A 13,217-nucleotide genomic window follows, 5' to 3' on the forward strand; every position below is an offset into this window, starting at 1 on the left:
CGACCAGCGAGCGCCGGACCGCCGGACCGCCGGATCCCGGACCGCCGGATCCCGGATCCCCGCAGATCGCTCGCGGGGCATCCCGTTAGCCTCTGCTGGTCCGCCCGGCCTCGGGCGGTCCGACGGAGAGGGTGTGCATGCGTCAGCGGAGAGCGGGCAGCGGGCTGAGAGTCGCGTCCCGCGCACTGGTGCCCTTCGGGCTGGTCCTGACGCTGGGGGGCCTCGGGTACTTCTTCATGAACTACCAGGGGGTCACCGTCATGGGCCAGGCGATGGAGCCCACGCACCGCCAGGGCGAGCGGCTGGTCGTCGAGCACATCGACGTGGGCGAGATACGCAGGGGTGACGTCGTACTCGTCGACGTGCCCGACCGTTATCAGGGCCGACCCGTCCTGCAGCGGGTCATCGGGATGGGCGGCGACCACGTGGTGTCCGACGGAGATCGGATCACGGTGAACGGGAAGCCGGTCGACGAACCGTACGTGCAGCGCGGCGAGCTCGGCCCGGCCACCGAACCGTACGACGTGCAGGTGCCGGACGGGCGGCTGTTCCTGCTGGGCGATCACCGGGAGAACTCGAACGACTCGCGGTTCTTCCTCGACGAGCAGTCGGGCAGTGTCGCGGCCTCCGGAGTGCTCGGGCGAGCGCGGCAGGGTTTCGCCGTGCCGGGGGCGACGATGGCGCTCGGGGCCCTCGGGATCGTGCTGACCCTGGTCGGGATCGGCCTGGGCATCGGGGGGTACGCGGCCGGGCGGAGGACCCGGCGACGGTAGCTCCCGGAGGGGAAGCGTTGGAACGTCTCTGTACGGAGAACACGCTCTCTTAGAATCGAGCTCTCGCAGGACACACGGGGGGTGCGGTCATGGGGGCGTCGAAGTCGCTCGGTCGTCGTGGGTTGATGGTGCTCGGCGGGCTCTTCGTACTGGGCGGCGGTGCCGTCGGATGCGGGTCCGCCGACGACTCTCCCGACCCGGACCTCAGGAAGGTGCGCACCGACGTCGAGCCGCTTCAGCGCCGGTTCCGCGCGATCGGCCGACTGTCCGACCCCCACTGGCTCGGCTACAACCCGAACGACTCGGGGCGCGAATGGATTCCGGACCAGGATCCGCAGGTGCGTGTGGTCGGGGTCGCCCGTCTGCCCGCCGGGGCCGCCAAGGCCGTCGTCGGCAGGCCGATGTACGCCTTCGTCCCCTCGCCGCCGTCCGACATCCCGGAGGAGCTGACGGAGTTCCTGCCCGAGGGCGCCGAGTGGCTGGGCAGCGTCCGCTACGACGAGTACCTCACCAAGTCGCTCTACACGGGCCGGTTCCTCTTCTCCGCCACGACGGACCACGTGTATTTCGACACGGTCAATCCCGAGATCGCGCCGAGCTCGCCGCCTCAGTAGCGGGAACAGCTTCGGTTTCCGGCTGTCGAGTGGGTGTGGGCAGAGTGGAGGTCATGGCGGCCGGGACGTGGAGTGGGCTGGGCGTGGAGGGGTGGGCGGGTCCATGGGTTCTCTGGGGGGCGCGGTGTCGTACGAGGACTGCACGATCTACGTCGACGCCTCGGACGGCTCGACCGTCCTCGCCCGGCTGAGGCTCGTCCTCGGACCGGGCGATGAGGGTGGCGTGCTGGTGGTGGGGCCGGTGCGGGTGACCGGTGACGACAACGGCTACGTCACGGACGACAAGGCCCATCCCTTCGACTTCCTCCAGTGGCCGACCGTCCTGGAGTGCGAAGCACCCGCGGAGGCGCGCCCCGGCACCGTGGTGGACGCGGTCGCCCTCGTCCTGGAAGCCCTGTGGGAGATGGGTTTCACGGCGCTGGCCGCCTGTGACTTCGAGGACGAGTTGCCGGCGAGCGGCGGCCGCGACCGTTATCCCCTCCCGGCGGTGTCGGCGGGCCCGCCTCCCCGGAGGGATGCGGGCCGCCGGTGGCGGCCTCTGCGCCTTCCGCGTTTCCGTCCGGGCGGCGACGACCGGTCCGGCCGATTCGGCTGACCGAAGGTCCTCGATTAGGGCCTGGGGCCGCCCGCGCCGGGGCTCTCACTGGTCACGTCGGAGTTCCTCCAGCCCTGCAAGGGCGGTGTCGATCATCCAGTGCATCACGGACTCGGGCAGCGCCGGATTCCGCACGGCATGCTGCCTGAGGTCGGCGTCGCGCAGGGCCCGGACCATGGACCGCGCGGGCAGTGCGGGGTGCCGGGCCGCCGCGTACCGGACCGAGGCGCTCCCGTCGTCGAGCAGCCGGACCGCCGAGGCCGCCGAGAGCCGGGGGTCGGTCGCCGCCCGGAGCCGTACCTCGCTGTTCTCGTCCCGGCTGAACCGTTCCACCAGGTCGGGGGTGGATTCGGGGTCGTCCAGGGCCAGTTGGCGCAGCCTCGGGTGCGGATCCGTCGCGTACGGGAGCAGGCCTGTACGCGGGAAGTTGGGGTGAGTGCGTGGGCGTCCGGGTGCGCTGAAGCTGCCGTTCCACCACAGCCAGACCTCCAGGAGCATGTCGGCCGGCGCGTCGTCGCAGGACTCGGCGAGGAAGAGGCGTACGACCTTGTCCTCGTCGTGCGCGAGGCGTTCGACGACGTCAGGCGGGAGGTGCCGGGCGCGGGCGACGGTGCTCCTCAGGAGCGGGTGGCACGAGGCGGCGATCCGGCGCATGGCCTCCGGGTCGCCGTGGAGGTCGCGCACCCAGGGCACGTCGTGCCGCATCCCGTCGAGGTCGAGGCGGGTCAGACATTCCGCCCGCTGCGCCTCGGAGAGTGCGGGGTGTACGGATGCCGTTCGGCGGACGTACTCGCTCGCGTCCTCGGTGAGCGCGGCGAGGACGTCGGCCGGCAGGTGGGGATGGGTGGCGAGGGTCTGCCGTACGCCCTCGTCCTCGTCGGCGGCGAGCTGCGCGAGGACCTCGGAGCGCGTGTACGGGTTGCCGGCCAGGGCCCGTCGTGTGTGCGGGTCCTCGTGCGCGGCGAGCAGCGCGGCGACCTCGTGGGTGAGGCGGCGGGACGCGACGGCTTCCCGGTCCGGGGCGAGCGTCTCGTACGCGGCCAGGTCGATCGGGCGACCCCCAGGGGCCTGTTCGTCCGTGTGTCCCCCGTGGGCGCGTGCGTCCCCGTGGGCGCGTGCGTCCCCGTGGGCGCGTTCGTCCCCGTGGGCGCGTTCGTCCCCGTGGGCGCGTTCGTCCCCGTGGCCCCCGTCGCCCCTGCCGCACGCGGCAGCCCGTACGGACGGGACGGGGTCGGTGGCGAGGGTCGCCAGGAGATGCGCCGGGAGGCCCGGGGTGCGGGCGGCTTCGGCGCGTACGAGGGGGGACGAGTCGGTGGCGATCCGCTCGTGTCCGGACTCCGTCAGGCACCCACGCGTCGCGGCGAGCTCGACGAGCAGGGCGCGCCGGGCCGGGCTCTGCTCACCCAGGACGAGCGCGGTCCACTGCTCCGGGGTCAGGGATCGCCGGTGCCTCGCCACCCTGCCGCGGACCTCCGGGTCGGGGTGGGCGATCGCCGCGTCGAGGACGGTGGCGGACAGCGTGTGGTCCAGGAAGTGGACGGTTCCCACGTCGAGCAGCCGGATCAGTACCTCGTCGCTCGCGCCGTCGTTGAAGCCGAGCCACTCCGCCCAGTCCGCCCACAGCCACTTCGTGGGCCGCAGCCGGGCGGTGCGCAGCCCCTCCCACGCGGCCTCGCGCTCTTCGGGGGATTCCCGTGCCGCCGCCCGCGCTTCCTCCTCCCGTCGCTCCCGGAGGTCGCCGACAGCGACGAGCCAGACCTCGTACTCCTCGCAGGTCACGCCGAGCAGGGCGTCCCCGTCGACCGCGAGGGTGACGAACTCGGGCTGTCCGGGGCGGTCGCCGAGGACTCCCGCGAGGTCCCAGGCGGGGGCGAGGCGGACCCTGGCCCAGGTGTCGTCGTCCCCGGCGTGGAGGAGGAACTCGCCCTTCTCGTCGATGATTCCGTGCTCGCGCGCGAGGCGATGCCACTCGGCGTTGAGCGCGGGGACGAGGTCGGGGCGGTCCTCGCGGACGACCGCGGTCGGCACGGTCTCGTACGAGGCGACCGGCCGCCAGGCGGCCGCGGGCGTCAGCACGTTCTCCGTGCCCCACTCCCCCACGATCTCCAGGCCGGCCCGGTCCAGCAGGGCGATCAGTTCCGCCCTCGTACGCCTGTCTCCACGCCCCATGGGCACCATCCTGCCCGAACGCGCGGGCGGGGCCTCGAAGCGGGGGCGCTTCTCCATGCCCGTACGTCCCGTCAGTCCACCGTGCCCCACCACGCTCCGGCGCGCGCGGCGTCCGCCGCCGGGTGGTCGGCCACGCCGTCGCGGAGGGCGAGCCGGGAGACGATGCGGTAGCGGTCGCCCCGGTAGAGGGAACGTACGTACTCGACCGGTCTGCCGGCCGTGTCGGAGGTGATCCGGTCGAAGAGCAGCGCGGGTGAGAGGACCGGCACGTCGAGCAGGGCCGCCTCCTCCTCGCTGAGCACCGTCGGTTCGATGGACTGGACCGCGTGGGCCGTCCGGATGCCGCGCTTCTCGCGCAGGTGGGCGTAGAAGCCGCCCTCCATGTCGGCGACGGTGAGGCCGGGGACCAGGTCGGCGGGGACGTGCAGGTGCTCCAGGGCGATCGGGTCGCCGTCGACGTACCGGAGGCGGGTCACGTGCACCAGCTGTGCCGCCGGGGAGATCGTGAGCTTGCGGCCGATCCGCGCGCCGGCCCGTACGGTACGGAGTTCGAGCACGGTGCTCGTCCAGCTGCCCCGGCTGCGGGGCGCGTCGGCCGTGTGGTGCTCGGCGACCAGTTCCTGGGTGATCTTGTCGGGGGCGACGAACATGCCCCGGCCGTGTTCCCGTACCAGCGCGCCCGTGGCCACCAGTTCGTCGACGGCCGCGCGGAGCGTGGGGCGGGAGACGCCGAGCGTCGCGCAGAGGGTGCGCTCCGAGGGGATGGCGTCGCCGGGGCGGCAGGCGTCGATCACGGTGAGCAGGTGCTCCCGTACGCGCTCGCGCTTGAATGCCGTCCGGCCTCCGGTGTCCGGACGCGGCCGACTTGCCGCCGCGTCCGGGTCCGGCCTGTCCGCCGCCGCGTCCGCCTCTGTCCGGTCCGCTAGGTCCGACGCCGTCCGGCCTCCTGCCTCCGGCTCCGTCCTGCCTCCTCCGTGTGGCTCCATCCCCGGTTCCTCCCCGTCGTTCGGTCGGCTGCGCGTCAGTATGCATCCCCTTCGGTGGAGGAGGTCACGAGGCCGTCGCGGGTGAAGTCGAGGCGGGAGACGATGCGGTAGCGGTCGCCCCGGTACACCGAGCGGACGTACTCGACGGGCCGGCCGGCGGTGTCGAGGGTGAGGCGTTCGATCAGGAGGGCGGGCGACAGGACGGGGACGTCGAGGAGTGCGGCCTCGTCCTCGCTGACGACCGTGGGCTCGATCGACTGGGTGGCCTCCTGGACGTGGACCCGGTGGTGTTCCCGCAGGTGGTCGTAGAGGTCGCCCGCTTCGAGTTCCTCCGGGGTGAGCGCGGCGCCCACCAGGTCGGCCGGGATGTGCAGGTGCTCGATGGCCATGGGCGCGCCGTCGACCAGGCGGAGGCGGGCGATGTAGAGCAGTTCGGCGGCGGGCGAGAGGCGGAGTCTGCGGCCGATCCGGGCGCCCGCCCGGACCGTGGCGGATTCCAGGACGGTGCTGGACCAGCTGCCGGAGGCCCGGGGGACGGCGAAGGCCGTGTCGTCCGGGGCGAGTCGCTGGGTGATCTTGTCGGGGGCGACGAACATGCCCCGGCCGTGTTCCCGTACCAGCGCGCCCGTGGCCACCAGTTCGTCGACGGCGGCGCGGAGGGTGGGGCGGGAGACGCCGAGGGTCGCGCAGAGCGTGCGCTCGGACGGGATCGGGTCGCCGGGGCCGCCGGCTTCGATCAGGCCCAGCAGGTGTTCCCGTACCCGCTCCCTCTTCAGCACCCCGCTGGAGGAGCCGTCCTTCATGTCGCACTCCCTACTGGTCAACTGGTAAGTCCGATACTAGCCGGGCATGTTGACCTGTCGCTGCCTGAACAACACATCTTTTCCCGGGGATTGACGGCGCGATGAGGCCGTGCCACCTTCTGGTCACACACCTGACCACTTGACCAATTGGTCAACTATCCATCGAGGTGCCCGTGCAGACTCTCCCCCGTACCGTCGCCCTCGCGGCGGCCGTCGTCCTCGCCGCCACGGCCTGTAGCGCGACCGGTGACCCGGTCGCCTCCGGCGGAGCGGAGAAGGTGACCGTCTGGATCATGAAGGACAGCGTCACCGACGCCTTCCTCTCCCGCTTCCGCGCCGGCTTCGAGGCGGAGCACGAGGACATCGATCTCGACATCCAGATCCAGGAGTGGGACGGCATCGGCGAGAAGGTCACGGCCGCCCTCGCCAGCAAGGACGCCCCTGACGTCATCGAGGTCGGCAACACCCAGGTCGCTCAGTACGCGGCGAGCGGCGGCGTCCGCGATCTCAGCGACAAGGTCGGCGAGCTGAACGGTGCCGACTGGCTGCCGGGGCTCGCCGAGCCGGGGAAGGTCGACGGCAAGCAGTACGGCATCCCCTGGTACGCGGCCAACCGCGTCGTGATCTACCACAAGGACCTGTTCTCCCGGGCGGGCGTCACCGCGCCCCCGAAGACGCAGGCCGAGTGGCTGGCCGCCACCGCGAAGCTCAACCGGGGCAAGACCCAGGGGATCTACCTCCCCGGCCAGAACTGGTTCACCCTCTCCGGCTTCGTCTGGGAGGAGGGCGGAGATCTCGCCGTCCAGGACGGCACCGCGTGGAAGGGGGCGCTCGACACCCCGCAGGCCCTGGCCGGCATGGACTTCTACCGCCGGCTCCAGGCGCTCGGCAAGGGGCCCAAGGACGCCGACGAGGCGAAGCCCCCGCAGGCCGAGGTCTTCGCCAAGGGCGACGTCGCCCAGATCATCGCCGTGCCGGGCGGGGCGAGGATCGTCGAGGAGCTCAACCCGGCGCTCAAGGGCAAGCTCGGCTTCTTCCCGGTCCCCGGGAAGACGGCGGCCGCACCCGGTGCGGTCTTCACCGGCGGCTCCGACTTCATCGTCCCGGAGGCCTCCACCCACCCCGAGGCCGCGACCGAGGTCGTGGCGGCGCTCGCGGGCGACACGTGGCAGACGGACATGGCGAGGACCATGAGCTACGTCCCCAACCGCACCTCGCTCGCGCGCGTCATCCAGGACGACGCGGGCACGGCCGCGATGGCCGCCGGGGCGGCTCGCGGGCGGGCCACGCCCAACTCCCCGCAGTGGGCGGCCGTCGAGGCCACCAACCCGATCAAGCAGTACATGACCGCCGTGCTGACCGGCGGCGATCCGGCGACGGCGGCCGCGGCCGCGTCCCGGAGCATCACGAAGACCCTCGGATCGTGAGCCGACCAGGACCCGCGCGCGCAAGCCGCCCCTGGGTCCCGCGCCTCCCGCACGGCTCGGCCCTCTGGCCGTATCTCCTCGTCGCCCCCGCCGTCCTGGGCGGCGTGCTCCTCCTCGGCTACCCCCTCGTCCGCAATCTCCTCATCTCCTTCCAGCAGTACGGCATGGGCGAACTCATCCGCGGCGACGCCCCTTTCGTCGGTCTCCGCAACTACCGGACCGTCCTGACCGATCCCGAGTTCTGGGAGGTCGTGCGGCGCACCTTCTGGTGGACCCTCGTCAACGTCGTCCTGATCATGGTGATCGCCACGCTGATCGCCCTGATGATGCGCAGGCTCGGCCGGCGGATGCGGATCCTGGTGACGAGCGGCCTCGTCCTCGCGTGGGCCAGCCCCGTCATCGCCACCACCACCGTCTTCCAGTGGCTCTTCGCGTCCCGCCTGGGCATGGTCAACTGGCTCCTCGTCCGGCTCGGGTTCACGTCCTTCGAGGGGTACTCCTGGCTGGCCGACGGTCCCGCCGCGTTCACGGTGCTCGTCCTGCTCGTGGTGTGGCAGTCGGTCCCCTTCGCCGCGATCACCCTGCACTCGGCGCTGCTGACCGTCCCCGACGAGCTGTACGAGTCGGCCCGGCTGGACGGCGCGGGCGGCCGGCGGATCTTCCTCTCGATCACGCTGCCGCTCCTCCGCCCGCTCTTCGGCCTCGTCCTCTGCCTCGAAGTCATCTGGGTCTTCCGCTGCTTCGCCCAGATCTGGGCCGTCACCAAGGGCGGCCCCGGCGAGGCGACGACGACCCTGCCCGTCTACGCCTACCGCGTGGCCCAGTCCCTGCACCGCTACGACCTCGGGGCGGCCGTCTCCACGCTCACCGTCCTGCTCCTCGTGGCCGTACTCATCGCCTACTTCCACCAGCTGCTCCGACAGGAGGCCGACCGGTGACACCGCGTTCCCTGCGCCGACTCCCCCTGAACACGGCGGCGGCGCTCGTCTTCGCCGTGGCCGTCTTCCCGGTGTACTGGATGGTCCTCACCGCCTTCCGGCCCACCCGCGACATCCAGTCCGAGACCCCGCGGTTCCTTCCGGTGTCCGTCACCCTGGAGCACTTCGGGAAGGCCGTGGCGGCGGACGGCTTCTGGACCTTCTGGCGCAACAGCCTGCTCGTGACCGCCGGGTGCGTCCTGCCGGCGCTGGTGGTGGCGCTCGCCGCCGCGTTCGCCGTCGCCCGGCTGCGCTGGCGCGGCCGGCGGGCCTTCATCCTGATGGTCTTCCTCACGCAAGTGGCGCCGTGGGAAGCGCTGTTGATCCCGATGTACGTGATCGCCCGGGATGCCGGCCTGCTCGACCGGCTGGCGACCCTGAGCCTCGTCTACTTCATGATCACCCTGCCGTTCACCATCGTCACCCTCCGTTCCTTCCTGGCCGCCGTCCCGGCCGAGCTGGAGGAGGCCGCCCAGGTCGACGGCTGCACGCGCGCCGTCGCGTTCCGCCGCGTGACCCTCCCCCTGCTGGCCCCGGGGCTGCTCGCGACCTCGCTCTTCGGCTTCATCACCGCCTGGAACGAGTTCGCCTTCGCCAACATGCTCGTCATCAAGAACCAGGACGACCGCACGCTTCCCGTGTGGCTCTCGTCCTTCTCCAACGTCTTCGGCACCGACTGGGGCGCCACCATGGCCGCCTCCACCCTCTTCGCCCTGCCCGTACTCGTCCTCTTCCTGGTCCTTCAGGGCCGGGTCGCCGCCGGGATGACCGGCGGAGCCGTGAAGGGATAACGCACCCCGATGCCCGCGCCCCGACTCGTCCCCGAACCCACCCATCTCTCGCCCCTGCCGGGCCTGTTCACCTTCGACGCGACCACCGCGCTGAAGGTCTCGCCCGGCGCCGAACCCGCCGCCCGGCTGCTGCGCACCCTGCTCGGTCCGGCCACCGGGCTTCCGCTGCCCACGCGGCCGGCCGGCTCCGTCGTCCTCGCCCTCGACGGCGCCCTCACCGGCCTCGGCGAGGAGGGGTACGGCCTCACCATCGGCACCGAGGGCATCCTGCTGCGGGCCGCGCGCCCCGCCGGACTCCTCGCCGGCGTCCAGACGCTCCGCCAGCTCCTGCCCGTCGAAGCCCTCGGCGTCTCCCCGGCCCCCGGCATCGCGTGGTCCGTCCCCTGCGTGCAGATCACCGACACCCCGCGCTTCCCCTGGCGCGGCTCGATGCTCGACGTCGCCCGCCGCTTCCGCCCCGTCTCCTTCCTCCGCCGGTACGTCGACCTCCTCGCCCTCCACAAGCTCAACGTCCTCCACCTCCACCTCACCGACGACCAGGGCTGGCGCATGCCGGTCGCCGCCCTCCCCCGGCTCACCGAGATCGGCGGGGTGCCGCACGGCGGCGCCTACACCCGCGCCGAACTCGCCGGGCTCGTCGCGTACGCGGCGGAGCGCGGCGTCACGGTCGTGCCCGAGATCGAGATGCCGGGCCACGTCCGCGCGGCCCTCGCCGCCTACCCCGAGCTCGGCAACCATCCGGGACGTACGTATGACGTCTGGGACCGGTGGGGCGTCTGCGACACGATCCTCGGCGTCCACGACGAGGCCCTCGACTTCTGCCGCACCGTCCTGGACGAGGTGATGGACGTCTTCCCGTCCCCGTACGTCCACATCGGCGGCGAGGAGTGCCCCACCACCGAGTGGCACACCTCCCCGGACGCGCGCCGGCGGGCCGCCGAGGAAGGGCTCGCCGGTCCCGGGGCCCTGCACGGCTGGTTCATGGAGCGGATGGGACGCCACCTCCTCGACGCCGGCCGGCAGCCGCTCAGCTGGACCGAGGACGGCGCCGACCTCCCGTCGTACTTCACCGTCATGCCCTGGCGCGACGCCGACCACGGCCGCGTCGCCGTCCGGCGCGGACACCGCGTCGTCATGGCCCCCCACCGCACGACCTACCTCGACTACCCCCAGTCCACGAGCCCCGCCGAACCGCCCGGCCAGGCCGGCGAGGTCGTCGACCTCCGCACGGTCCACGGCAACGATCCGGCGCCGGCGGAGTGGAGCCCCGAGGAGGCGGCCCGGGTCCTCGGCTCCCAGGTCCAGCTCTGGACCGAGTACGTGCCCACCGCCGCGCACGCCGAGTACCTCACGTTCCCCCGGCTCTGCGCCCTCGCCGAGGTCGTCTGGACCGGCCGCCACGACTGGCCCGGCTTCCAGGAGCGCCTCCGCCACCACAGGACCCGGCTCGACGCCCTCGGGGTGCCGCGCCGTCTCTCGCCCACGTCCGTCCCCGTCTGAGGAGAGGAACCACCACCATGAACGCCCCCACGAACAGCACAGGCCTGCGGATCCGTGCCGCGCTCGCCGTCGCCGCGGTGACCGGCCTCGGCGCCACCGCCCTCACCGCGCTTCCGGCGGCGGCGGCCGGTGAGGCCGTCACCGTCCAGTACCGGCAGAGCGCGACCGGCGGCGACCAGGTCGAACCCTGGCTCAAGGTGGTCAACACCGGTGCGGCGAGCGTGCCGTTGAGCCAGGTCAAGGTGCGCTACTACTTCAAGGCCGACGCGGGAGCCTCGTACACCTACGCCTGCTCCTGGGCCGTGAAGGGCTGCGCGAACATCACCGGCACCTTCGGCACCCTGGCCCACCCCACCGCGACCGCCGACCGTTATCTGGAGGTCGGTTTCACCGCCGGCGCCGGTTCGCTCGCCCCCGGCGCGGACACCGGCGACATGCAACTGCGCTTCCACCGCTCCAACTGGCAGCCGCTGAACCAGAACGACGACTACTCCTTCGGGCCGGGCCGGACGACGTACGCGAACTGGGCGAAGGTCACCGCGACCGTCGGCGGCGTCCCCGCCTGGGGCACGGCCCCCGAGGGCGACGAACCCACCCCGACGCCCACGCCCACGCCCACCGGCCCGACCACTCCCCCGCCCACCGGGGCCGCGCTCTTCGACGACTTCGACTACTCCGACCACACCGACCCGGCGATCACGGCCCACGGCTGGAGCGTGCGGTCCAACTCCGGAGGTCCCGGAGTCCCCGGCGCCACCTGGGCGCCCGAGAACGTGACCTTCGCCAAGGAGGGCACGAACTCCGTCATGAACCTGCGGAGTTCGACGGCGGGTACGGGCGAGTCGACCAAGCACACGGAGATCCTCACCCGCGCCTCGAAGTTCAGGAACGGCACGTACGCGGCGCGGGTGCGCTTCTCCGACGCGCCGCTGTCCGGGCCCGACGGCGACCGCGTCGTCCAGACCTTCTTCACCATCAACGACCTCAAGGCCCCGATGGCCGACGACTACGCCGAGTACGACTTCGAGTACCTGCCCAACGGCGGCTGGGGCGAGCCCGCCGACATCCTCTACACCACGTCGTGGGAGACGTACCGACCCGACCCCTGGGAGGCCGTCAACCAGCACTCGGAGGTCCGGGCGAGCTACGCCGGCTGGCACGACCTCGTGCTGACGATCGACGACGACACGATCGTCTACTACGTCGACGGCCAGGAGTTCGGCCGCCACGACGCCCGCTACCTGCCCGAGCGGCCCATGTCCATCAACTTCAACCAGTGGCTGATCGACCTGGCCGGCCAGACCTCGACGACGCCGCGCGCCTACGACCAGAAGGTCGACTACGTCCTGCACGTCAAGGACCAGGTCCTGACCCCGGCCCAGGTGGCGGCCAAGGTGGGCGCGTACCGGTCGGCGGGCACGGCCTTCGAGGACTCGGTACCGGCCGTGTCGTAGTCGCCGACGCGGGACCGGGCTCGGGCCCGGGCCCGGTCGATCGAGGGGAGGACGGAGGAGCGGATCGCGGCGGCCGGTGATTCTGCCGATGCCCGCGCGGCGTGCCGGCCCGACAGTGGCCGAGCCAGTTCACGGCGCGTCCGCCACTCCGTTCCCCCGGTGGCGGCCGCCCCACGACACGAGAGGACGACTCCGTCGTGACACGACACCTCGCCGCGGCCCTGGCCGCCACCTGCCTCACCCTGCTCCTCGCCCCCGGCGTCCAGGCCGCGGACACGACCGCGGGCGCCACCGCCGCCAACCCGTACGAGCGCGGTCCCGCGCCCACCGACGCGAGCGTCGAGGCGCTGCGCGGCTCGTACTCCGTCTCCGAGACCGGCGTCTCCTCCCTCTCCGTCACCGGTTTCGGCGGCGGCACCATCTACTACCCGACGTCCACGAGCGACGGCACGTTCGGGGCCGTCGCGATCTCCCCGGGGTTCACCGCGACCCAGTCCTCCATCGCCTGGCTCGGGCCGCGCCTGGCGTCGCAGGGCTTCGTCGTGTTCACCATCGACACCCTCACCACGCTCGACCAGCCCGACAGCCGCGGACGGCAGCTCCTGGCCGCGCTCGACTACCTGACCCAGCGCAGCTCCGTACGAGGCCGGATCGACACGACGCGCCTCGGCGTGATGGGTCACTCCATGGGCGGTGGCGGAACCCTCGAAGCCGCCAAGAGCCGGCCGTCCCTCAAGGCCGCCGTTCCCCTCACCGGCTGGAACACGGACAAGAGCTGGCCGGAGATCACCACGCCGACCCTCGTCATCGGCGCGGACGGCGACACCGTCGCGCCCGTCGCCACCCACTCCGAGCCCTTCTACGAGAGCCTGCCCGATTCGCTCGACAAGGCGTATCTGGAGCTCAACGGCGCCACCCACTTCACCCCGAACACCTCGAACACGACGATCGCGAAGTACAGCCTGTCGTGGCTCAAGCGGTTCATCGACGACGACACCCGCTACGACCGGTTCCTCTGCCCGCTGCCGCGGCCCAGCCTGACGATCGACGAGTACCGGGGCACCTGCCCCCTCGGTTCCTGACGCTCTGTGCGCCATCACAGAGCGGGGCTCCCGGGTCTGGGCCCTC

Annotated in this window: 12 protein-coding genes; 9 read left to right on the forward strand and 3 right to left on the reverse strand. The window is 72.2% G+C overall.

Features of this window, described 5'->3' with window-relative positions; all coding sequences use genetic code 11:
* The first annotated feature begins 137 nt into the window (after positions 1 to 137).
* From lepB to ACZ6K0_RS34650, 3 genes are all read left to right on the forward strand, one after another.
* Positions 138 to 773 carry a signal peptidase I gene (lepB, locus tag ACZ6K0_RS34640; protein ID WP_469230441.1) on the forward strand — a complete coding sequence of 212 codons (636 nt, stop codon included), beginning with the start codon at positions 138 to 140 and terminating at the stop codon, positions 771 to 773.
* 89 nt (positions 774 to 862) lie between these two features.
* Positions 863 to 1,387 (forward strand): hypothetical protein, encoded by a 525-nt coding sequence (locus ACZ6K0_RS34645; RefSeq protein ID WP_469230439.1) that lies wholly within the window; start codon positions 863 to 865, stop codon positions 1,385 to 1,387.
* A gap of 103 nt (positions 1,388 to 1,490) precedes the next feature.
* Positions 1,491 to 1,982, forward strand: coding sequence for a hypothetical protein (locus ACZ6K0_RS34650; protein WP_469230438.1), 492 nt, complete (start codon positions 1,491 to 1,493; stop codon positions 1,980 to 1,982).
* A gap of 45 nt (positions 1,983 to 2,027) precedes the next feature.
* On the opposite strand, the gene ACZ6K0_RS34655 is transcribed toward ACZ6K0_RS34650, so the two are convergent.
* The 3 genes from ACZ6K0_RS34655 to ACZ6K0_RS34665 form a co-directional block, all read right to left on the reverse strand.
* Positions 2,028 to 4,151, reverse strand: a complete 2,124-nt coding sequence (locus ACZ6K0_RS34655) for a PE-PGRS family protein (protein WP_469230436.1) — start codon at positions 4,149 to 4,151, stop codon at positions 2,028 to 2,030.
* Between the two features lie 71 nt (positions 4,152 to 4,222).
* A complete protein-coding gene (locus ACZ6K0_RS34660) occupies positions 4,223 to 5,137 on the reverse strand; it encodes a GntR family transcriptional regulator (protein ID WP_469230434.1) in 915 nt (304 codons plus the stop codon).
* 35 nt (positions 5,138 to 5,172) lie between these two features.
* On the reverse strand, positions 5,173 to 5,940 hold the full coding sequence (locus tag ACZ6K0_RS34665) for a GntR family transcriptional regulator (protein ID WP_469230432.1): 768 nt from the start codon (positions 5,938 to 5,940) through the stop codon (positions 5,173 to 5,175).
* Between the two features lie 167 nt (positions 5,941 to 6,107).
* Between ACZ6K0_RS34665 and ACZ6K0_RS34670 the strand changes: the two genes are divergently transcribed.
* The 6 genes from ACZ6K0_RS34670 (at position 6,108) to bdeA (ending at position 13,171) form a co-directional block, all read left to right on the forward strand.
* The gene (locus ACZ6K0_RS34670) at positions 6,108 to 7,367 is read left to right on the forward strand and encodes an extracellular solute-binding protein (protein ID WP_469230430.1); all 1,260 of its coding nucleotides are present in this window, start codon (positions 6,108 to 6,110) and stop codon (positions 7,365 to 7,367) included.
* Positions 7,364 to 8,305, forward strand: coding sequence for a carbohydrate ABC transporter permease (locus ACZ6K0_RS34675; RefSeq protein ID WP_376411532.1), 942 nt, complete (start codon positions 7,364 to 7,366; stop codon positions 8,303 to 8,305). Before ACZ6K0_RS34670 ends, ACZ6K0_RS34675 begins: the two co-directional genes overlap by 4 nt.
* Positions 8,302 to 9,135: a carbohydrate ABC transporter permease gene (locus ACZ6K0_RS34680; RefSeq protein WP_469230428.1), complete on the forward strand. Its 834-nt coding sequence runs from the start codon at positions 8,302 to 8,304 to the stop codon at positions 9,133 to 9,135. The genes ACZ6K0_RS34675 and ACZ6K0_RS34680 overlap by 4 nt, the downstream gene beginning before the upstream one ends.
* A gap of 9 nt (positions 9,136 to 9,144) precedes the next feature.
* Complete coding sequence (locus tag ACZ6K0_RS34685) at positions 9,145 to 10,635, forward strand: beta-N-acetylhexosaminidase (RefSeq protein WP_376411526.1); 1,491 nt, start codon at positions 9,145 to 9,147, stop codon at positions 10,633 to 10,635.
* Positions 10,636 to 10,652: 17 nt separating this feature from the next.
* A complete protein-coding gene (locus ACZ6K0_RS34690) occupies positions 10,653 to 12,089 on the forward strand; it encodes a cellulose binding domain-containing protein (protein WP_469230426.1) in 1,437 nt (478 codons plus the stop codon).
* A 197-nt stretch (positions 12,090 to 12,286) separates the two neighbouring features.
* A complete protein-coding gene (bdeA, locus tag ACZ6K0_RS34695; RefSeq protein WP_469230424.1) occupies positions 12,287 to 13,171 on the forward strand; it encodes a bis(hydroxyethyl) terephthalate hydrolase in 885 nt (294 codons plus the stop codon).
* Positions 13,172 to 13,217: the final 46 nt, after the last annotated feature.

It is taken from the genome of Streptomyces sp. NPDC042346 (assembly GCF_055581845.1).

Coding starts and splice junctions, on each gene's coding strand:
- lepB (WP_469230441.1), top strand. CDS start 138: ATGCGTCAGCGGAGAGCGGGCAGCGGGCTGAGAGTCGCGTCCCGCGCA.
- ACZ6K0_RS34665 (WP_469230432.1), bottom strand. CDS start 5,940: ATGAAGGACGGCTCCTCCAGCGGGGTGCTGAAGAGGGAGCGGGTACGG.
- ACZ6K0_RS34690 (WP_469230426.1), top strand. CDS start 10,653: ATGAACGCCCCCACGAACAGCACAGGCCTGCGGATCCGTGCCGCGCTC.
- ACZ6K0_RS34655 (WP_469230436.1), bottom strand. CDS start 4,151: ATGGGGCGTGGAGACAGGCGTACGAGGGCGGAACTGATCGCCCTGCTG.
- ACZ6K0_RS34650 (WP_469230438.1), top strand. CDS start 1,491: ATGGGTTCTCTGGGGGGCGCGGTGTCGTACGAGGACTGCACGATCTAC.
- ACZ6K0_RS34685 (WP_376411526.1), top strand. CDS start 9,145: ATGCCCGCGCCCCGACTCGTCCCCGAACCCACCCATCTCTCGCCCCTG.
- ACZ6K0_RS34660 (WP_469230434.1), bottom strand. CDS start 5,137: ATGGAGCCACACGGAGGAGGCAGGACGGAGCCGGAGGCAGGAGGCCGG.
- ACZ6K0_RS34645 (WP_469230439.1), top strand. CDS start 863: ATGGGGGCGTCGAAGTCGCTCGGTCGTCGTGGGTTGATGGTGCTCGGC.